The following is a 16,136-nucleotide window of genomic DNA, read 5'->3' on the forward strand; positions in this document are numbered from 1 at the left end:
AGCAGGTTGGGCGGGGCCGTGCGAAACCGGCACCGTGGTGCCATGACTTCGATCGCCTCGCTCACCGTGCCGCAAGCGTCCACCGAGAACGGGCCCGTTGCCCACCGGTTCCGCCGGGAGTTGGGCTATCTACTGTCCGGACTGCCTCTCGGGGTGGCGGCGTTCACCGTCGCGGTCACCGGCTTCGCCCTGGGAGTGTCCACCCTCGTGGTCTGGATCGGACTGCCGATCCTGGCCGGGACCCTGCACGCGGCACGGGCCCTGGCCAACAGGGAACGGCAGCGGGTGACGGCCGTTACGGGCCGCCCGTTGCCGGTGCAGCACCCCCGGCCGACCGGCACGGGATGGGGCAGGGCGCTGCGCGCGGTGCGAGAACCACAGCCCTGGCGCGACCTGGCCCATCTGGTCGTCGCCTTCCCGCTCCAGGTCACCACCTTCAGCGTGGCGCTGACGTGGACCCTCGGCGGTGTCGGCGAGCTGCTCTACGGCACCTGGTCGTGGTCCCTGCCACAGGGACCGGATGACCACGGACTGGTGGAGCTGGTATTCGACAACGCCTCGCGGACGGCGGACATCGGCGTCAACACCGCCCTGGGGGTGCTCATGCTGGCCACCGCGGTTCCGGTGGTCCGCGGGCTGGTCGCGGTACAGACCCGGCTTGCCCGCGCCCTGCTGACTGACCGGGCCGTGTAGCCATGGGCCGGGCCCGTACCCAGCTGCTCGTGGAGGATGCCAGCCCCCGTCCTCTCGTCTCCTGCCACGGCCGGGATGAGAGCTGCCGTGGTCGGTGCCGTCGACCACCCCCTCGGCGACCAGGAAGTCGGCCGGCCTGATCAGGCGCGTCCCGGACCCGGTCCGCGCTGGTGAAGGTGACCTCGGCGATCTTCGGCGATCTTCGTCGCCGACATGCCCGGTGCCGACAGCAAGACCATCCGGGCCCGGCGCCAGGTCACGACCGACCCCGTGCCCCGGCGGACGATCCGCACCCGGCGTCGCGGTTTGCGGGCTGTCGTTCCGGTTAGCCGACTCTTGTGGCTTTGGCGGCGATTTCGTCGGCGCCAGGAGCGAAGGAGGCTGCCGTGACCACGATGCACAAGCCCCCGGCGGAGGAGACCGAGCGGGCCACGTCCGGCCCGGCCCACGCCCGGCCCCGGGACCCCCGGGTGCGGATGGCGCTGATCATGGCGCCCCTCTACCTGATCACGTCCGCGCTGCTCGCGTGGTGGGCGTCGGACTCGATCACCGACCACAAGTGGTTCCTGGAGATACTCGCCGGGGTCGCGCTGCTGCTCTTCGTGATCCAGGTGGTGCGCGGCTACGCGGCGTGGCGCAGGTCGCGCCACTGAGACGCCCTGCTCCCCGCACGGGAAGCCGCCCGACCGGCCTGAAGGGGACGATCCGGGGGTGCCCCCGGAGGACCGCGCACGACAGTCCGGCACCGGATACGTCGTGAGGTCATGGTGCGCGGTCCGAGGAGGTGCCCCCGGAGTGGCCCCGACCCACCCACCGCGCGTACGCGCCGCACTCCGCCGGTTACCGGTTACCGGTGGCCGCTTCCGCCGAAAAGAGCTTCCAGCAGCGCCGCGCCCTCCGCCGGGGCGCGGACCTCCAGGTGGAGGACGGGGCCGTCGAGGTGGAGCCGGAAGTCGAAGAAGGGGCAGCAGTGCTGCTCGGCGGACGCGAGAGCCGCGATCCGCGCGGTGCGGTCGGCGGGGAGGGTGAGCCGCAGGCCGTCCGGGATCGCCACCGGAGGCGCAGCCCCGTCGAGAGCCGCGCGCCAGTCCGCGCCCCGCCGGGCGAGGCCGTCCCCGCCGAGGGAGCACGCGACGGGAGCGGTACGCCACCGCTCACCTCGGGGCCGGGCCCCGTCCCCCGGACCCGACTCCGGAGCCCCCGCCCCCGCCCCGCGAGGGAACCCGCACTCCGCCCCGCACCGCCCCTCCCGCTCGGGTAGCGCCTCCAGCCGCGCGAGCGCCCCGCGCAGCACCGCCGCGAACGCCGCCGCCCGCGCCGCGCGCCCCTCCGCCTCCGCGAGCCGCGCGGCCACCCGGGGCCGCAGCTCCGCCCTGACCTCGGCGCACACCCCGCCCGCCCAGGCCGCGCACACCGCCCCGACCTCCTCCAGCGCGAGCCCCAGCCCCTTCGCGGCCCCGATGACGGCCAGCCGCTCGACCGCGTCCTCCCCGTACACCCGGTATCCGCTCCCCGTCCGCCCGGCGGCGGGCAGCAGCCCGAGCCCCTCGTAGTAGCGCAAGGTGCTCGCGGCCACCCCGCTCCGCCCGGCCAGCTCCCCGATCCGCATCCCGCTCGCCCTCCTCCGATCGACGGCCCCCGCTCCCGCCCAGTCAAGACCTTCAACCCGGCTCGAAGGTCAAGCACTTCGCGGACCGGTAGCGTCCCGGCATGAGCTTTCCCACGGTGATCTTCGACTTCTACGGCACCCTCACCCCGAGCACGCCCACCGCCGTCTGGGACGGGCACGCGGCGCGGGGCGCGGTCCCGCTGGGGATTCCCGCGGAGCGGTGGCGGGAGGCGCTGAACGCGTCCTTCCCGGAGCGGGCGGTCGGCGCGCTCGGCGACCTGCCGGAGACCATCCGTACGCTCGCCCGGCGCTGCGGGGTCGAACCCGGCGAGGACGCGGTCGCGGCGGCCGCCGAGGTCAGGCTCGCCTGCCAGCGTGAGCTGTTCGTCCTGCGCGAGGACGCGGTCGGGACGCTGGAACGCCTGCGCGGCGCGGGCGTACGCATCGGCGTCCTGAGCGACTGCACGGTCGAACTCGCCGACACCTGGCCGGAGTTGCCGCTGTCCGGCCTGGTGGACGCGGCCGTCCTGTCGTGCAGCGAGGGCCACCGCAAGCCCGCCCCGGAACTCTTCCGGCGGATAGCCTCGGCCCTGGACACCGCCCCCACCTCCTGCCTCTACATCGGCGACGGCGGCGGCGGCGAGCTGACCGGCGCGACGGCCCACGGCATGACCGCGGTGATGCTCCGCGCCGACGACTGGGCGGCGAACGACGCCCACGCCCGCGAGGACGACTGGCCGGGCCCGTACGTCAGCTCCCTCTCCGACGTGGTCGCCGCCGCCACCGGCCCCTCGACGGCAGGCGCCTGACGCGGAGCGCGCGACCGGTGACCCGCTGTTGTTTTCATTGGGCGCACGATATACTGCGCCCAATGAAAACGTCGCCCAGCCTGCTCCCGCTGCTCCGCTCCCGCGCCCAGGGCGAGGTGCTGGCGCTGCTGCTCCTGCACCCTGAGCGGGAGTACAGCCTCAGCGAGCTGGCCGAGGAGATGGGGGTGACCCCCACGACCGTGCTGCGCGAGGTGGAAAGGCTGACCGTCGCCGGTATTCTGGCCGACCGCAGGGTGGGGCGCAGCCGGTTGGTGCGCGCACGGACGGACACGGTCCTCTACCAGCCGCTCAGCGACCTCATCGCCGCCTCCTTCGGACCCCTGCCCGTCCTGACCGACGCGCTCGCGGCTCTGGGCGGGGTGCGGAGGGCGTTCATCTACGGATCCTGGGCGGCCCGCTACACGGGACAGCCGGGGCCACCACCCGCCGACGTCGACGTGCTCGTCATCGGCGAGCCGGACGCGGACGAACTGTTCGACCTCGCGGAGGAGGCGTCCCGGCGGCTTCACAGGGCCGTCAACGTCCACCGGCTGTCGGACGAGGCGTGGCAGTCGCCCAGCGACGACCCGTTTCTCACCAGCGTGCGCGAACGCCCGCTGGTCGAACTGAAGCTTGCCCGGGAGACAGCGTGAGCCGGTGGAATCAGGGACGGTCGACGATCGACGCCCTCGTCGTCAGCCGCGAACTCGAACGGGTCCCCGCGTCCCGGCAGGCGGCCGAGGCCGAGCTGAGCCGGGCGCGCACCCACGTCGAGTCCGCGCGGCAGCTGCTCGGGACGGACCCCGAGGGCGCCTACACCCTCGCCTACGACGCCGGCCGCCGGGCCCTCGCGGCGGTCCTTCAGAACCAGGGCTTGCGGGCCACCAGCCGCGGTGGCCACACGGTGGTCTACGAGGCCGTGCGTGCTCAGCTCGACCCTCCGCTCGGTTCGATCCTGCGGCCGTTCAACCGCATGCGGGCACGGCGCAACGAGATCGAGTACCGCTCCTCGGAAGGCCCCGCGATGACGTCCGACGAGGTCGCGGCCGACCTGGTGAAGGTGGAATCGCTCATCGAACTGGCGGAGAAGGCCGTCCCGAACATGCCGCCCTACTGACGTCGCCGACCGGTCGCCGTCATTGCTTGAACCTCACGTCGCGTGAGGGGCGACAGTGGGGGCATGGACGGGAAAAGGGACGACGGCGGCGCGGTGACGTGGAAGGTGGGGCGGCTGGCCGAGGCCAGTGGGCTCACTGTCAGGACGCTGCACCACTGGGACGAGATCGGGCTGCTCAGCCCCTCCTCGCGGAGTGCGGGCGGGCACCGGGAGTACACCGGGGACGACCTCGGGCGGCTCTACGCGGTGCTGGCGTTGCGCAGCCTCGGGCTGGGGCTGGAGACGATCGCGGTGTGCCTGGACGCCGGGGTGGAGCCGGGGCGGCTCGTGCGGGACCACCTTGCCGGGGTGGACGCGGAGATCGCCGCGCTCGGGGCGCTGCGGGAGCGGCTGGTGCGGCTGGGGGAGGAGCTGGCCGCCGAACGGGAGCCGGACGCCGCGGATCTGCTCGGGGCGCTGCGGGCGATCGGCTCGGCGGGGCCGGAGGGGCGGGAGGTGCTGGGGCGGCACCTGGACGCCGACCAGCTGACGGTGCTGCGCGCGCGGGGAGCCGCGCTCGGGCCCGCCGCGCACTACCTGCTCGACGTCGAATGGCCCGAGCTCTACCGGCGGGCCGAGGCGCTGCGGGCGGGCGGCGTCCCGCCGGGGGATTCGCGGGTGCGGCGGATCGCGGCCCGCATGGACGAGCTGAGCGCGCTCTTCAGCGGCGGCGACGCCGGGATCTCCGCGGGGGTGCGGGCCGCGTGGCGGGACGACCCCGCCGCGATGTCCGGCGAGCCCGCCGCTCCCGTCGGCGAGTGGCGCGACCTCGCCGACTACCTCGACCGGGCCCGGTCCTGAGCACCCCTACCGCTACCGAAGGAGTACGCCGTGAACCGCACCGCCCGTACCCGTATCGCCCTCGCCCAGACCCTGCCGCTGCTCCTCACCCTCCCGCTGCTGAGCCTGCTCGCCGCTTTCGGCGCGGTGCCGTGGGATGTGCTGGTCGCGGTGCCGATCGCGCTCGCCGTGCAGGCCGCGACCGCGTACGTACGGCTGCGGCCCCGCCGCGTCACGGCCCGAGGCGGGCGATGACCTCGCTCATCTCGGGGGCGTCGGCCTCGTAGACGGTCGCGCCCATGCGCGGGTCGCGCGCGTGCAGGGTGTGCAGGAGCGGGCCGTACGGGGCCGCGAGGTCGACGAGGGTCGCGGACGGGCCGTGGACCGCGCGCTCGGTGCCGGGCGGGGCGGTGAGGTCGATACGGGTCACGACGCCGGGTGTGACCCACACGGTCGCCTGCGCGAGGCGGCCCGTGAGCTGGAGGTGGAAGTGGCCGCACAGGATCAGCCGGACGTCCGTCCCGTCGATCGCGTCGGCCAGCTCCGCGGCGTTGTGCAGCCCGAAGACGCGCTGCACCTCGACGCCGGGCAGCGCGAGGGGCGGGTGGTGGAAGGCCAGCACCGTGCCGTGCGGGGCGGGCGTGGTGAGCACGCCGCGCAGCCAGCCGAGCTGGCCCGCGGACAGGTGGCCGTAGCCCTTGCCGGGCACGAGCGAGTCGAGGGTGACCAGCCGGTGCCCGTCCACCGTGCTGGCCGCCGCGCGCTCGCCCGCCGGGCCGTCGTACACCGCGTCGGGCGCGGTGTGCCCGCTGCCCAGCACGTCCGCGAAGGCGGCGCGGTCGTCGTGGTTGCCCGTCGCGTAGAACACCCGCGCCCCGCGCGGCGCCGCGTACGCGCCGAGCAGCTCGTGCGTGCGCGCGTACGCCTCGCGCGACCCGTCGTCCGCGATGTCGCCCGTGACGACGACCGCGCCGACCCCGTCCAGGTGCTCCACCTCGCGGAGCAGCAGCCGCAACGCGGCCGTCCCGTCGGCCCCGTCGTCATCGGGGGCGCCGTGCCGGTCCAGGTGGGTGTCCGAGAGGTGCAGTATCCGCATGACGCGACGGTAGCCACGCGGGACCCCGGGCGGCGAGGGGAATTCCCGCCGCGCGGCACCCGCCGGGAGGCCGGGACCCGCGGGCGCCCGGACCCGCCGAGCGGTACACCCCCGGCGCCCCCGCGCAGCCCCGGCACGGCCCCTTCCCGGGCGCCGGCCGGGGTGGGAATTGCGCCAACTGCGCCCGTCGGCGCCTCAGTTGTCCTCCAGCAGACTCCGCAGCCGCTCCAGGTCCGCGGTCACCGTGGCGGCGTCGCGCGCGAACTCCGGCTCCGGGATGCCGGGGAGGCGGCGGAGGGTGAAGACGACCTCGCTCGCGGTGTCGCCGTCGGGGAGGACGCGGACGGGGTTGTGGACGGTCTCGCCGGAGGGGAGGGTCACGTCGTGGTCGAGGACGCCGAAGTCGTTGCGGGGGGCGAAGGCGACGGTCACCCGGCCCATGGGGGAGTCGGCGACCCACACCTCGCCCTCGCGGTGGATCGCGCCGCTGAGGCCGTGGGCCCAGGCGGGCAGGTGGGTGGGGTCGGCGGCGTACGCGTAGACGTCCGCGGCGGGGCGGGCGATGCGGACGGCGATGTGGCGGGACTCGTGCGAAGGGCTGCTCATACCGGCGACGCTAGTGCGGGCCGCCCGCGCCGGGCTTGAACGCAACGGACGTCGTCACGCCGTGCGGGCGCGGACGGCGGTGAAGAGGGTCCAGCCGTCGAGGAGCAGCGGGGACGGGGCGTCGGGGTCCCAGCCGCGGGACAGGGCCTCGTCGAGGAGGGCGCGGGCGGTGCCGGGCTCGTGGAGGTTGAGGAAGCCCTCGTCCGTGCCGACGGCGCCGGAGTGCACGATGCCGTCCGGGACGTAGCGGCCGGGGCCGCCCGCGAAGCTGACGCACGCCGCGCCGCGGGCGCCGTCGCGGCGCAGCATCACGGCCTCCGTGCAGCCCTCGTAGCCGCCCGCGTCCGGGACGCGGTGCCGGTGCCGTACCGACCAGCGGTACGCCGTCCCGCCGACCAGCAGGCGGCGGGACTTCCCGCTCCTGCGTGACATGCCTCTCCTTACGCTCCGCGCCCGGCCGCGTGCTCCGCGACGGCGCGGGCGCACTCCGCCGGGGAGGCGGACGTCGTGTCGACCTCCAGGTCGTACGGCACGCCCTCGTGGACGAGCGCGGCCTGCTTCGCCGCCATGCCGGGGACGCGGTCGCCGCGGGCGGCCTCGCGGGCGACCGCGGCCTCGGGGGAGCAGCGGACGCCGACCCACAGGACGTCGAGGCCGGTGAGGGCGCGGGACCAGCGGGAGCGGGAGCGGGGGCCGCCGAGGAAGACGTCGTCGACGACGACGTGGGCGCCCGCGCGGGCCATCGCGGCGATCCCGGCGAGCCAGGCCCCGTCCAGCTCGTCGAAGGCGGGGCCGGTGGCCACCTCGCCGTCCGGGCCGATGACCAGCCCGTCCCCGCCCTCCCGCAGCCGCGGCGGCAGCGCGTCCACGAACGTGTCGACGCTCACCCCCAGCCACGCCTCGGGCAGGATCTCCTGAAGGCACCGGGCGATGCTGGACTTCCCGGAACTGGACCCGCCGTTGAGCACGATGACCTGGGGCATGGGCCGCTTCCTCCGGTACGACACGGGCGAACCCGGCGACCCTACGACGGGGCCCGCGCACCGGCGACGGGATTTCCGCCGATGACGGCCCGTCCAGGTCCGGTCAGCGCGCGAGGTCCGCGGGGACGATGTCCACGGGGAAGGGCACGCGTGCTTTCAGCTGCTCGCGGTGGACGCCCGTGGGGACGTAGGCGCCGGTCGTGTCGTCGCGCTCGTAGGTGTGGATCACCGGCAGCCCCTGCTCGTCCTCGATACGCCACAGGTGCCGGATGCCGGCCTCGGCGTAGAGCGTGGGCTTGTAGCGCCGGTCGCGGTCCTCGGACTCGGCGGAGACCACCTCGACGACGAGTGCGACGTCCGCCGGGAGGAAGCTGGTGCGATCCGGGTCGTACGGAACGAGCGCCGCGACCACATCGGGCTCGGGGCGGGTCCTGCGGCCCAGCGTGACGGTCATCTGGGCCTCGACCGTCCATCCCGCGGGCCCGCAACGAAGCACCCTGCACATTGCAGGGTGGCCTGCCCGCCGGGGAGCGGCGTCCGCACCCGCGTTTGCGTACCGGTCACCGAGGGGTAAGCTACCCGGCCCGATTGGCGCCCCTTGTGGGGCGTATGGCAGACTACTCAAGTTGCTCGGTCGAGCGCCGATGCTGCGCGCCTCCCGTCGGGGGGACCGGAAGCGAGTCCCACGGTACTCGTCGCTCCAACTGCCCAGGTGGCAGCGCTGGGGCGGACGTACGGGAATCTTCCGGGAAGTGTCAGTGCGGAGCAGACCAGGCATCCGGTGGGTGACTTCTCCCACGCAAACCCCTTGATCAGGGATTCCGCTTGCGGAAAACCCTGTGCGAGGGGCGCGACACGCCCGACCGCGTGGGTCGGAGCAAGCGGATGCCGGAGCTGAGAAGAGACAAGGACTACGGAGTAGCCATGGCGGGACAGAAGATCCGCATTCGGCTCAAGGCCTACGACCACGAGGTCATCGACTCCTCGGCGAAGAAGATCGTCGAGACGGTGACCCGTACCGGTGCGCAGGTCGCGGGCCCGGTGCCGCTGCCCACTGAGAAGAACGTGTACTGCGTCATCAAGTCGCCGCACAAGTACAAGGACGCGCGCGAGCACTTCGAGATGCGCACGCACAAGCGCCTGATCGACATCCTCGACCCGACGCCCAAGACCGTTGACTCGTTGATGCGCCTGGACCTGCCGGCCGGCGTCGACATCGAGATCAAGCTCTGAGAGGCGCGGAGAAGATGACCAAGCAGATCAAGGGCATCCTGGGCGAAAAGCTCGGCATGACTCAGGTCTGGGACGAGAACAACCGTGTCGTCCCGGTGACCGTCGTCAAGGCCGGCCCGAACGTCGTGACCCAGGTCCGCACCAACGACACCGACGGCTACGAGTCGGTGCAGATCGCCTTCGGCGAGATCGACCCGCGCAAGGTGAACAAGCCCCTCAAGGGCCACTTCGCCAAGGCGGACGTCACCCCGCGCCGTCACCTCGTCGAGCTGCGCACGTCCGACGCCGCCGAGTACACGCTCGGCCAGGAGATCACCGCCACGGTGTTCGAGGCCGGTGTCAAGGTCGACGTGACCGGCAAGAGCAAGGGCAAGGGCTTCGCCGGTGTCATGAAGCGCCACAACTTCAAGGGCCTCGGCGCCGGCCACGGTGTGCAGCGCAAGCACCGCTCCCCGGGCTCCATCGGCGGCTGCGCCACCCCGGGTCGCGTGTTCAAGGGCCTGCGCATGGCGGGCCGCATGGGCAACGAGCGGGTCACCACCCAGAACCTGACCGTCCACGCCGTTGACGCGGAGAAGGGCCTGCTCCTGATCAAGGGCGCGGTTCCTGGTCCGAACGGCGGCCTCGTCCTGGTCCGCACCGCGGCCAAGGGGGCCTGAGGTAACCGATGAGCACCATTGACATTCTGTCGCCGTCCGGCGACACCGCCGGGACCGTAGAGCTCCCGGCCGAGATCTTCGAGGCCAAGATCAGCATCCCGCTGATCCACCAGGTCGTCGTCGCGCAGCTGGCCGCCGCCCGTCAGGGCACGCACAAGGTCAAGACGCGTGGCGAGGTCCGCGGTGGTGGCAAGAAGCCGTACCGCCAGAAGGGCACCGGCCGCGCCCGTCAGGGCTCGACCCGCGCGCCGCAGTTCGCCGGCGGTGGCGTCGTCCACGGCCCCGTGCCGCGTGACTACTCGCAGCGCACGCCCAAGAAGATGATCAAGGCCGCGCTGCGCGGGGCCCTGAGCGACCGGGCGCAGCACAACCGGATCCACGTCGTCTCCGGCGTGGTCGAGGGCGAGGCGCCGTCCACCAAGGCCGCCAGGACGCTGCTCGGCAAGATCAGCGAGCGCAAGAACGTGCTCCTGGTCATCGAGCGTTCGGACGAGGCCGCCTGGCTGTCCGCCCGCAACCTGCCCCAGGTGCACATCCTGGAGGCCGGCCAGCTGAACACGTACGACGTGCTCGTCTCGGACGACGTGGTCTTCACCAAGGGCGCGTTCGACCGCTTCACCGGTGCCGGTGCCGCGGACGAGGCCGAGCTGGAAGGGAGCGACGCCTGATGGCCGAGCAGACCGTGATCACCAGCAAGACCTTCACGGACCCCCGTGACCTGCTGATCAAGCCCGTGGTCTCCGAGAAGAGCTACGCGCTGCTGGACGACAACAAGTACACCTTCGTCGTCGACCCGCGCGCCAACAAGACCCAGATCAAGCAGGCCGTCGAGACGGTCTTCCAGGTCAAGGTCACCGGGGTCAACACGATCAACCGGCAGGGCAAGCGCAAGCGCACCCGCACCGGTTTCGGCAAGCGCGCGAACACCAAGCGCGCCATCGTGACCCTCGCCGAGGGCGACCGTATCGACATCTTCGGCGGCCCGGTCTCCTAACGGGGACCGGCCGATTGAAGTCCGGAATATTCCGAGGACTGAGAAATGGGTATCCGCAAGTACAAGCCGACGACCCCGGGCCGTCGTGGCTCCAGCGTCGCCGACTTCGTCGAGATCACGCGGTCCACGCCGGAGAAGTCGCTGGTCCGCCCGCTGCACAGCAAGGGCGGCCGTAACAACGCCGGTCGTGTGACCGTCCGCCACCAGGGCGGTGGCCACAAGCGCGCCTACCGTGTCATCGACTTCCGTCGGCACGACAAGGACGGCGTGCCCGCCAAGGTCGCGCACATCGAGTACGACCCCAACCGCACCGCGCGCATCGCGCTGCTGCACTACGCGGACGGCGAGAAGCGCTACATCCTCGCCCCCGCGAAGCTCCAGCAGGGTGACCGGGTGGAGAACGGCGCCAACGCCGACATCAAGCCCGGCAACAACCTGCCGCTGCGCAACATCCCGGTCGGTACCACGATCCACGCGATCGAGCTGCGTCCCGGTGGCGGCGCGAAGATCTCCCGCTCCGCGGGCGCTTCGGTCCAGCTGCTGGCGAAGGAGGGCACCATGGCCACCCTTCGCATGCCCTCCGGCGAGGTCCGGATGGTCGACGTCCGCTGCCGCGCCACGATCGGCGAGGTCGGCAACGCCGAGCAGTCGAACATCAACTGGGGCAAGGCCGGCCGTATGCGCTGGAAGGGCGTCCGCCCGACCGTCCGCGGTGTCGCCATGAACCCGGTGGACCACCCGCACGGTGGTGGTGAGGGCAAGACCTCCGGTGGCCGCCACCCGGTCTCGCCGTGGGGTCAGAAGGAAGGACGTACGCGTTCGCCGAAGAAGGCGAGCAGCAAGTACATCGTCCGCCGCCGCAAGACGAACAAGAAGCGCTAGGAGCGGGTTTAGATGCCGCGCAGTCTCAAGAAGGGGCCCTTCGTCGACGACCACCTGATCAAGAAGGTGGACGTCCAGAACGAAGCAGGCACCAAGAACGTCATCAAGACCTGGTCCCGCCGCTCGATGATCGTCCCGGCGATGCTGGGCCACACGATCGCGGTGCACGACGGCCGCAAGCACGTCCCGGTGTTCGTCACCGAGTCGATGGTCGGCCACAAGCTCGGCGAGTTCGCCCCGACCCGCACCTTCCGCGGGCACGAGAAGGACGACCGCAAGTCGCGGCGTCGCTGAGCGGGCTGAATCGTGACGACGAAGACAGACACTGAAGGGACGACCATGGAAGCCAGGGCCCAGGCACGGTACATCCGTGTCACGCCCATGAAGGCCCGCCGGGTGGTGGACCTGATCCGTGGCATGGATGCCACGGAGGCTCAGGCGGTCCTGCGATTCACCCCGCAGGCCGCCAGCGTGCCGGTCGGCAAGGTGCTGGACAGCGCCATCGCCAACGCCGCGCACAACTACGACCACACGGACGCGGGCTCGCTGTACATCAGCGAGGCGTATGTCGACGAGGGTCCGACCCTGAAGCGGTTCCGGCCGCGCGCCCAGGGCCGTGCCTACCGGATCCGCAAGCGCACCAGCCACATCACCGTGGTCGTCGCCAGCAAGGAAGGTTCCCGGTAATGGGCCAGAAGGTTAACCCGTACGGGTTCCGGCTCGGCATCACCACGGACTTCAAGTCCCGGTGGTACGCCGACAAGCTGTACAAGGACTACGTCAAGGAAGACGTCGCCATCCGCCGGATGATGACGCAGGGCATGGAGCGGGCCGGCATCTCCAAGGTGGAGATCGAGCGCACCCGCGACCGCGTCCGCGTCGACATCCACACCGCCCGCCCGGGCATCGTCATCGGGCGCCGCGGCGCGGAGGCCGACCGTATCCGCGGCGACCTGGAGAAGCTGACCGGCAAGCAGGTCCAGCTGAACATCCTCGAGGTCAAGAACCCGGAGATGGACGCTCAGCTGGTGGCCCAGGCCGTCGCCGAGCAGCTGTCCTCCCGCGTCTCCTTCCGCCGTGCCATGCGCAAGAGCATGCAGGGCACGCTGAAGGCCGGCGCCAAGGGCATCAAGATCCAGTGCGGTGGCCGTCTCGGCGGCGCCGAGATGTCCCGGTCCGAGTTCTACCGCGAGGGCCGTGTGCCGCTGCACACCCTGCGCGCGAACGTGGACTACGGCTTCTTCGAGGCCAAGACCACCTTCGGCCGTATCGGTGTGAAGGTCTGGATCTACAAGGGCGACGTCAAGAACATCGCCGAGGTCCGCGCCGACAACGCGGCCGCCCGTGCGGGCAACCGCCCGGCGCGCGGTGGCGGCAACGAGCGTCCGCAGCGTCGCGGTGGCGAGCGCGGTGGCCGCGGCCGTCGTCCTCAGACGGAAGGCGCCCAGTCGGCCCCCAAGGCCGCCGAGGCTCCCGTCGCTGAGGCTCCGGCGGCGGAGACCCCCGGAACGGAAGGCTGAGTAACAATGCTGATCCCCCGCAGGGTCAAGCACCGCAAGCAGCACCACCCCAAGCGTGACGGCATGGCCAAGGGCGGCACCGAGCTGGCCTTCGGCGAGTACGGCCTGCAGGCCGTGACCCCGGCCTACGTGACCAACCGGCAGATCGAGTCCGCTCGTATCTCCATCACGCGCCACATCAAGCGCGGCGGCAAGGTCTGGATCAACATCTACCCGGACCGCCCGCTGACCAAGAAGCCCGCCGAGACCCGCATGGGTTCCGGCAAGGGCTCGCCCGAGTGGTGGGTGGCGAACGTCAAGCCCGGTCGGGTGATGTTCGAGCTGTCTTTCCCGAACGAGAAGACTGCGCGCGAGGCGCTCACCCGCGCCGCGCACAAGCTTCCGATGAAGTGCCGCATCGTGCGGCGCGAGGCAGGTGAGGCGTGATGGCCGCCGGTACCAAGGTGACCGAGCTGCGCCAGCTCGGCGACGAGGAGCTCGTCGCGAAGCTGCGTGAGGCCAAGGAGGAGCTGTTCAACCTCCGCTTCCAGGCGGCCACCGGGCAGCTTGAGAACAACAGCCGGCTCAGGGTCGTTCGCAAGGACATCGCCCGGATCTACACCCTCATGCGTGAGCGCGAGCTGGGCATCGAGACGGTGGAGACGGTGGAGAGCGCCTGATGAGCGAGAAGAATGTGACTGAGAGCAGCGAGCAGCGGGGCTTCCGCAAGACCCGTGAGGGTCTGGTCGTCAGCGACAAGATGGACAAGACCGTCGTCGTCGCCGTCGAGGACCGCGTCAAGCACGCCCTGTACGGCAAGGTCATCCGCCGCACCAACAAGCTGAAGGCCCACGACGAGCAGAACGCCGCAGGCGTCGGCGACCGCGTCCTCCTGATGGAGACCCGGCCGCTGTCCGCCACCAAGCGGTGGCGCGTCGTGGAGATCCTTGAGAAGGCCAAGTAAGGCCGAGTAATCCCTGAGCGGGCGCACCCGCTCAGGACCGTTCCGTCAGGCTCGGCGGCGCCGCACGAGGCAACTCGTGCGGCCCGCCGGGAACCGACGCGACACTTCAGGAGTAAGACGTGATCCAGCAGGAGTCGCGACTGCGTGTCGCCGACAACACTGGTGCCAAGGAGATCCTTTGCATCCGTGTTCTCGGTGGCTCGGGTCGCCGCTACGCGGGAATCGGTGACGTCATCGTCGCCACCGTCAAGGACGCGATCCCCGGTGGCAACGTGAAGAAGGGCGAGGTCGTCAAGGCGGTCATCGTCCGGACCGTCAAGGAGCGCCGTCGCGCCGACGGCTCGTACATCCGGTTCGACGAGAACGCCGCCGTCATCCTCAAGAACGACGGCGACCCCCGCGGCACCCGTATCTTCGGCCCCGTCGGCCGTGAGCTGCGCGAGAAGAAGTTCATGAAGATCGTCTCGCTCGCGCCGGAGGTGCTGTAACCGATGAAGATCAAGAAGGGCGACCTGGTCCAGGTCATCACCGGTAAGGACAAGGGCAAGCAGGGCAAGGTCATCGTGGCCTACCCCGCTCAGGACCGGGTCCTCGTCGAGGGTGTCAACCGGGTCAAGAAGCACACCAAGGCCGGCCAGACCGACCGTGGTTCGCAGACCGGCGGCATCATCACCACCGAGGCCCCCATCCACGTCAGCAACGTGTCGCTGGTGGTGGAGAAGGACGGCAAGAAGGTCGTGACCCGCGTCGGCTACCGCTTCGACGACGAGGGCAACAAGATCCGCGTTGCCAAGCGGACCGGTGAGGACATCTGATGACTGCCACCACTGCGCCGCGTCTCAAGACGCGCTACCGCGAGGAGATCGCGGGCAAGCTGCGTGACGAGTTCACCTACGAGAACGTCATGCAGATCCCCGGCCTGACCAAGATCGTGGTCAACATGGGTGTGGGCGACGCCGCCCGCGACTCCAAGCTGATCGAGGGCGCCATCCGCGACCTCGCCACGATCACCGGCCAGAAGCCGCAGGTCACCAAGGCCCGCAAGTCCATCGCGCAGTTCAAGCTGCGTGAGGGCCAGCCGATCGGCGCGCACGTCACGCTGCGCGGCGACCGCATGTGGGAGTTCCTGGACCGGCTGCTGTCGCTCGCGCTGCCGCGTATCCGCGACTTCCGCGGTCTGTCGCCCAAGCAGTTCGACGGCCGCGGCAACTACACCTTCGGTCTCACGGAGCAGGTCATGTTCCACGAGATCGACCAGGACAAGATCGACCGGGTCCGGGGTATGGACATCACCGTGGTCACCACGGCGGTCAACGACGCCGAGGGCCGTGCCCTGCTGCGTCACCTCGGCTTCCCGTTCAAGGAGAACTGACCGTGGCTAAGAAGGCACTGATCTCCAAGGCCTCGCGCAAGCCCAAGTTCGCGGTGCGCGCGTACAACCGCTGCCAGCGCTGCGGCCGGCCGCACTCCGTCTACCGCAAGTTCGGCCTGTGCCGCGTGTGCCTTCGTGAGATGGCCCACCGTGGCGAGCTGCCGGGCGTGACCAAGAGCTCCTGGTAGATCCGGTTCCCCGGATCACCAGGAACTCTCGGTAAGCAGTTGGGCCGGTGAGCGCCCCGCTCTTCTTCCCGTAAGGTAGAAGGGTTGGGCGTTCGCCGCCCGCATCGACTTACTACGCCGTAGGTCCACCGCATCGCACCCGTCCCCGCACAGCCGGGGGAGAGGGACGTCGCACCAGGAAACCCCGGCGAGAGAGGCCCAGGGCCACTTCATGACCATGACCGACCCCATCGCAGACATGCTGACCCGTCTGCGTAACGCGAACTCGGCGTACCACGACGACGTCGTGATGCCGCACAGCAAGATCAAGTCGCACATCGCGGAGATCCTCCAGCAGGAGGGCTACATCACCGGCTGGAAGGTCGAGGACGCCGAGGTCGGCAAGAACCTCGTCCTGGAGCTGAAGTTCGGCCCCAACCGCGAGCGCTCGATCGCCGGCATCAAGCGGATCAGCAAGCCGGGTCTGCGGGTCTACGCAAAGTCCACCAATCTGCCGAAGGTGCTCGGCGGTCTCGGCGTGGCGATCATCTCCACGTCGCACGGGCTGCTCACCGGCCAGCAGGCTCAGAAGAAGGGCGTGGGTGGGGAAGTCCTCGCCTACGTCTGGTAACCG

The 16,136-nt window shown here is 71.1% G+C and carries 29 protein-coding genes; 23 read left to right on the plus strand and 6 right to left on the minus strand.

Translation table 11 applies throughout. The annotated features are described in order from the left end of the window. The first annotated feature begins 42 nt into the window (after positions 1–42). The gene (locus ACH4SL_RS16415) at positions 43–693 is read left to right on the plus strand and encodes a sensor domain-containing protein (protein ID WP_398445844.1); all 651 of its coding nucleotides are present in this window, start codon (positions 43–45) and stop codon (positions 691–693) included. A gap of 386 nt (positions 694–1,079) precedes the next feature. Further along, positions 1,080–1,346, plus strand: a complete 267-nt coding sequence (locus ACH4SL_RS16420) for a hypothetical protein (RefSeq protein ID WP_398445846.1) — start codon at positions 1,080–1,082, stop codon at positions 1,344–1,346. A 194-nt stretch (positions 1,347–1,540) separates the two neighbouring features. On the opposite strand, the gene ACH4SL_RS16425 is transcribed toward ACH4SL_RS16420, so the two are convergent. Then, positions 1,541–2,302, minus strand: coding sequence for a MerR family transcriptional regulator (locus ACH4SL_RS16425; protein WP_398445848.1), 762 nt, complete (start codon positions 2,300–2,302; stop codon positions 1,541–1,543). A gap of 101 nt (positions 2,303–2,403) precedes the next feature. Between ACH4SL_RS16425 and ACH4SL_RS16430 the strand changes: the two genes are divergently transcribed. The 5 genes from ACH4SL_RS16430 to ACH4SL_RS16450 all read left to right on the plus strand — a co-directional run bounded on the left by ACH4SL_RS16430 (position 2,404) and on the right by ACH4SL_RS16450 (position 5,302). Then, a complete protein-coding gene (locus tag ACH4SL_RS16430) occupies positions 2,404–3,111 on the plus strand; it encodes an HAD family hydrolase (protein ID WP_398445850.1) in 708 nt (235 codons plus the stop codon). Between the two features lie 62 nt (positions 3,112–3,173). Then, positions 3,174–3,764 (plus strand): ArsR family transcriptional regulator, encoded by a 591-nt coding sequence (locus ACH4SL_RS16435; protein WP_398445852.1) that lies wholly within the window; start codon positions 3,174–3,176, stop codon positions 3,762–3,764. After that, complete coding sequence (locus ACH4SL_RS16440; protein ID WP_398445854.1) at positions 3,761–4,228, plus strand: hypothetical protein; 468 nt, start codon at positions 3,761–3,763, stop codon at positions 4,226–4,228. Before ACH4SL_RS16435 ends, ACH4SL_RS16440 begins: the two co-directional genes overlap by 4 nt. A gap of 63 nt (positions 4,229–4,291) precedes the next feature. Further along, positions 4,292–5,068 (plus strand): MerR family transcriptional regulator, encoded by a 777-nt coding sequence (locus ACH4SL_RS16445; RefSeq protein ID WP_398445857.1) that lies wholly within the window; start codon positions 4,292–4,294, stop codon positions 5,066–5,068. Between the two features lie 30 nt (positions 5,069–5,098). Continuing rightward, positions 5,099–5,302 carry a hypothetical protein gene (locus ACH4SL_RS16450; protein WP_398445859.1) on the plus strand — a complete coding sequence of 68 codons (204 nt, stop codon included), beginning with the start codon at positions 5,099–5,101 and terminating at the stop codon, positions 5,300–5,302. On the opposite strand, the gene ACH4SL_RS16455 is transcribed toward ACH4SL_RS16450, so the two are convergent. From ACH4SL_RS16455 to ACH4SL_RS16475, 5 genes are all read right to left on the minus strand, one after another. Further along, the gene (locus tag ACH4SL_RS16455) at positions 5,280–6,143 is read right to left on the minus strand and encodes a metallophosphoesterase family protein (RefSeq protein WP_398445861.1); all 864 of its coding nucleotides are present in this window, start codon (positions 6,141–6,143) and stop codon (positions 5,280–5,282) included. The two genes, ACH4SL_RS16450 and ACH4SL_RS16455, sit on opposite strands and share 23 nt — an antisense overlap. A 195-nt stretch (positions 6,144–6,338) precedes the next feature. Further along, positions 6,339–6,749 (minus strand): SRPBCC family protein, encoded by a 411-nt coding sequence (locus ACH4SL_RS16460; RefSeq protein ID WP_398445863.1) that lies wholly within the window; start codon positions 6,747–6,749, stop codon positions 6,339–6,341. A 54-nt stretch (positions 6,750–6,803) separates the two neighbouring features. Beyond that, positions 6,804–7,181 (minus strand): hypothetical protein, encoded by a 378-nt coding sequence (locus tag ACH4SL_RS16465; protein WP_398445865.1) that lies wholly within the window; start codon positions 7,179–7,181, stop codon positions 6,804–6,806. A gap of 8 nt (positions 7,182–7,189) precedes the next feature. Further along, positions 7,190–7,732 carry a chloramphenicol phosphotransferase CPT gene (gene cpt, locus ACH4SL_RS16470; RefSeq protein ID WP_398445867.1) on the minus strand — a complete coding sequence of 181 codons (543 nt, stop codon included), beginning with the start codon at positions 7,730–7,732 and terminating at the stop codon, positions 7,190–7,192. A gap of 103 nt (positions 7,733–7,835) precedes the next feature. Further along, positions 7,836–8,228, minus strand: a complete 393-nt coding sequence (locus ACH4SL_RS16475; RefSeq protein ID WP_398445869.1) for a Uma2 family endonuclease — start codon at positions 8,226–8,228, stop codon at positions 7,836–7,838. 428 nt (positions 8,229–8,656) lie between these two features. On the opposite strand from ACH4SL_RS16475, the gene rpsJ reads away from it, so the two are divergent. The 16 genes from rpsJ (at position 8,657) to rpsH (ending at position 16,133) form a co-directional block, all read left to right on the plus strand. Then, positions 8,657–8,965 (plus strand): 30S ribosomal protein S10, encoded by a 309-nt coding sequence (gene rpsJ / locus ACH4SL_RS16480; protein ID WP_073492397.1) that lies wholly within the window; start codon positions 8,657–8,659, stop codon positions 8,963–8,965. Positions 8,966–8,979: 14 nt separating this feature from the next. Further along, positions 8,980–9,624, plus strand: a complete 645-nt coding sequence (gene rplC / locus ACH4SL_RS16485; RefSeq protein WP_031524809.1) for a 50S ribosomal protein L3 — start codon at positions 8,980–8,982, stop codon at positions 9,622–9,624. An 8-nt stretch (positions 9,625–9,632) separates the two neighbouring features. Continuing rightward, on the plus strand, positions 9,633–10,292 hold the full coding sequence (gene rplD, locus ACH4SL_RS16490) for a 50S ribosomal protein L4 (protein WP_398445872.1): 660 nt from the start codon (positions 9,633–9,635) through the stop codon (positions 10,290–10,292). Beyond that, positions 10,292–10,618 (plus strand): 50S ribosomal protein L23, encoded by a 327-nt coding sequence (gene rplW, locus ACH4SL_RS16495; RefSeq protein ID WP_398445874.1) that lies wholly within the window; start codon positions 10,292–10,294, stop codon positions 10,616–10,618. Before rplD ends, rplW begins: the two co-directional genes overlap by 1 nt. A 45-nt stretch (positions 10,619–10,663) precedes the next feature. Beyond that, a complete protein-coding gene (gene rplB / locus ACH4SL_RS16500) occupies positions 10,664–11,500 on the plus strand; it encodes a 50S ribosomal protein L2 (RefSeq protein ID WP_031524803.1) in 837 nt (278 codons plus the stop codon). Between the two features lie 12 nt (positions 11,501–11,512). After that, complete coding sequence (rpsS, locus tag ACH4SL_RS16505) at positions 11,513–11,794, plus strand: 30S ribosomal protein S19 (protein ID WP_014178772.1); 282 nt, start codon at positions 11,513–11,515, stop codon at positions 11,792–11,794. Between the two features lie 45 nt (positions 11,795–11,839). Beyond that, positions 11,840–12,187, plus strand: coding sequence for a 50S ribosomal protein L22 (rplV, locus tag ACH4SL_RS16510; RefSeq protein WP_031524799.1), 348 nt, complete (start codon positions 11,840–11,842; stop codon positions 12,185–12,187). After that, positions 12,187–13,020, plus strand: a complete 834-nt coding sequence (rpsC, locus tag ACH4SL_RS16515; protein WP_398445876.1) for a 30S ribosomal protein S3 — start codon at positions 12,187–12,189, stop codon at positions 13,018–13,020. The genes rplV and rpsC overlap by 1 nt, the downstream gene beginning before the upstream one ends. Positions 13,021–13,026: 6 nt before the next feature. Then, entirely contained in the window at positions 13,027–13,446 is a 420-nt protein-coding gene (gene rplP, locus ACH4SL_RS16520) for a 50S ribosomal protein L16 (protein WP_031524795.1), read from the plus strand. Beyond that, complete coding sequence (rpmC, locus tag ACH4SL_RS16525; RefSeq protein ID WP_031524793.1) at positions 13,446–13,679, plus strand: 50S ribosomal protein L29; 234 nt, start codon at positions 13,446–13,448, stop codon at positions 13,677–13,679. Before rplP ends, rpmC begins: the two co-directional genes overlap by 1 nt. After that, on the plus strand, positions 13,679–13,963 hold the full coding sequence (gene rpsQ, locus ACH4SL_RS16530; RefSeq protein WP_031524791.1) for a 30S ribosomal protein S17: 285 nt from the start codon (positions 13,679–13,681) through the stop codon (positions 13,961–13,963). Before rpmC ends, rpsQ begins: the two co-directional genes overlap by 1 nt. A gap of 119 nt (positions 13,964–14,082) precedes the next feature. After that, positions 14,083–14,451, plus strand: a complete 369-nt coding sequence (gene rplN, locus ACH4SL_RS16535) for a 50S ribosomal protein L14 (RefSeq protein WP_031524788.1) — start codon at positions 14,083–14,085, stop codon at positions 14,449–14,451. Between the two features lie 3 nt (positions 14,452–14,454). Further along, positions 14,455–14,778 (plus strand): 50S ribosomal protein L24, encoded by a 324-nt coding sequence (rplX, locus tag ACH4SL_RS16540; protein ID WP_398445879.1) that lies wholly within the window; start codon positions 14,455–14,457, stop codon positions 14,776–14,778. Further along, positions 14,778–15,335 (plus strand): 50S ribosomal protein L5, encoded by a 558-nt coding sequence (rplE, locus tag ACH4SL_RS16545; protein WP_398445881.1) that lies wholly within the window; start codon positions 14,778–14,780, stop codon positions 15,333–15,335. The genes rplX and rplE overlap by 1 nt, the downstream gene beginning before the upstream one ends. A 2-nt stretch (positions 15,336–15,337) precedes the next feature. Next, positions 15,338–15,523 (plus strand): type Z 30S ribosomal protein S14, encoded by a 186-nt coding sequence (locus ACH4SL_RS16550; RefSeq protein ID WP_031524782.1) that lies wholly within the window; start codon positions 15,338–15,340, stop codon positions 15,521–15,523. A 211-nt stretch (positions 15,524–15,734) separates the two neighbouring features. After that, on the plus strand, positions 15,735–16,133 hold the full coding sequence (gene rpsH / locus ACH4SL_RS16555; protein WP_031524780.1) for a 30S ribosomal protein S8: 399 nt from the start codon (positions 15,735–15,737) through the stop codon (positions 16,131–16,133). The last annotated feature ends 3 nt before the right edge of the window (positions 16,134–16,136 follow it).

The organism is Streptomyces sp. NPDC021020, from assembly GCF_044333285.1.
In the GTDB taxonomy this organism is placed as follows: Bacteria; Actinomycetota; Actinomycetes; order Streptomycetales; family Streptomycetaceae; genus Actinacidiphila.

What these genes read in the sequence shown, in the direction of transcription:
- ACH4SL_RS16415 (WP_398445844.1), top strand. Translation starts at nt 43, where the DNA reads ATGACTTCGATCGCCTCGCTCACCGTGCCGCAAGCGTCCACCGAGAAC.
- ACH4SL_RS16425 (WP_398445848.1), bottom strand. Translation starts at nt 2,302, where the DNA reads ATGCGGATCGGGGAGCTGGCCGGGCGGAGCGGGGTGGCCGCGAGCACC.
- ACH4SL_RS16430 (WP_398445850.1), top strand. Translation starts at nt 2,404, where the DNA reads ATGAGCTTTCCCACGGTGATCTTCGACTTCTACGGCACCCTCACCCCG.
- ACH4SL_RS16435 (WP_398445852.1), top strand. Translation starts at nt 3,174, where the DNA reads ATGAAAACGTCGCCCAGCCTGCTCCCGCTGCTCCGCTCCCGCGCCCAG.
- ACH4SL_RS16445 (WP_398445857.1), top strand. Translation starts at nt 4,292, where the DNA reads ATGGACGGGAAAAGGGACGACGGCGGCGCGGTGACGTGGAAGGTGGGG.
- ACH4SL_RS16455 (WP_398445861.1), bottom strand. Translation starts at nt 6,143, where the DNA reads ATGCGGATACTGCACCTCTCGGACACCCACCTGGACCGGCACGGCGCC.
- ACH4SL_RS16460 (WP_398445863.1), bottom strand. Translation starts at nt 6,749, where the DNA reads ATGAGCAGCCCTTCGCACGAGTCCCGCCACATCGCCGTCCGCATCGCC.
- ACH4SL_RS16465 (WP_398445865.1), bottom strand. Translation starts at nt 7,181, where the DNA reads ATGTCACGCAGGAGCGGGAAGTCCCGCCGCCTGCTGGTCGGCGGGACG.
- cpt (WP_398445867.1), bottom strand. Translation starts at nt 7,732, where the DNA reads ATGCCCCAGGTCATCGTGCTCAACGGCGGGTCCAGTTCCGGGAAGTCC.
- rpsJ (WP_073492397.1), top strand. Translation starts at nt 8,657, where the DNA reads ATGGCGGGACAGAAGATCCGCATTCGGCTCAAGGCCTACGACCACGAG.
- rplC (WP_031524809.1), top strand. Translation starts at nt 8,980, where the DNA reads ATGACCAAGCAGATCAAGGGCATCCTGGGCGAAAAGCTCGGCATGACT.
- rplD (WP_398445872.1), top strand. Translation starts at nt 9,633, where the DNA reads ATGAGCACCATTGACATTCTGTCGCCGTCCGGCGACACCGCCGGGACC.
- rplW (WP_398445874.1), top strand. Translation starts at nt 10,292, where the DNA reads ATGGCCGAGCAGACCGTGATCACCAGCAAGACCTTCACGGACCCCCGT.
- rplB (WP_031524803.1), top strand. Translation starts at nt 10,664, where the DNA reads ATGGGTATCCGCAAGTACAAGCCGACGACCCCGGGCCGTCGTGGCTCC.
- rpsS (WP_014178772.1), top strand. Translation starts at nt 11,513, where the DNA reads ATGCCGCGCAGTCTCAAGAAGGGGCCCTTCGTCGACGACCACCTGATC.
- rplV (WP_031524799.1), top strand. Translation starts at nt 11,840, where the DNA reads ATGGAAGCCAGGGCCCAGGCACGGTACATCCGTGTCACGCCCATGAAG.
- rpsC (WP_398445876.1), top strand. Translation starts at nt 12,187, where the DNA reads ATGGGCCAGAAGGTTAACCCGTACGGGTTCCGGCTCGGCATCACCACG.
- rplP (WP_031524795.1), top strand. Translation starts at nt 13,027, where the DNA reads ATGCTGATCCCCCGCAGGGTCAAGCACCGCAAGCAGCACCACCCCAAG.
- rpmC (WP_031524793.1), top strand. Translation starts at nt 13,446, where the DNA reads ATGGCCGCCGGTACCAAGGTGACCGAGCTGCGCCAGCTCGGCGACGAG.
- rpsQ (WP_031524791.1), top strand. Translation starts at nt 13,679, where the DNA reads ATGAGCGAGAAGAATGTGACTGAGAGCAGCGAGCAGCGGGGCTTCCGC.
- rplX (WP_398445879.1), top strand. Translation starts at nt 14,455, where the DNA reads ATGAAGATCAAGAAGGGCGACCTGGTCCAGGTCATCACCGGTAAGGAC.
- rplE (WP_398445881.1), top strand. Translation starts at nt 14,778, where the DNA reads ATGACTGCCACCACTGCGCCGCGTCTCAAGACGCGCTACCGCGAGGAG.
- rpsH (WP_031524780.1), top strand. Translation starts at nt 15,735, where the DNA reads ATGACCATGACCGACCCCATCGCAGACATGCTGACCCGTCTGCGTAAC.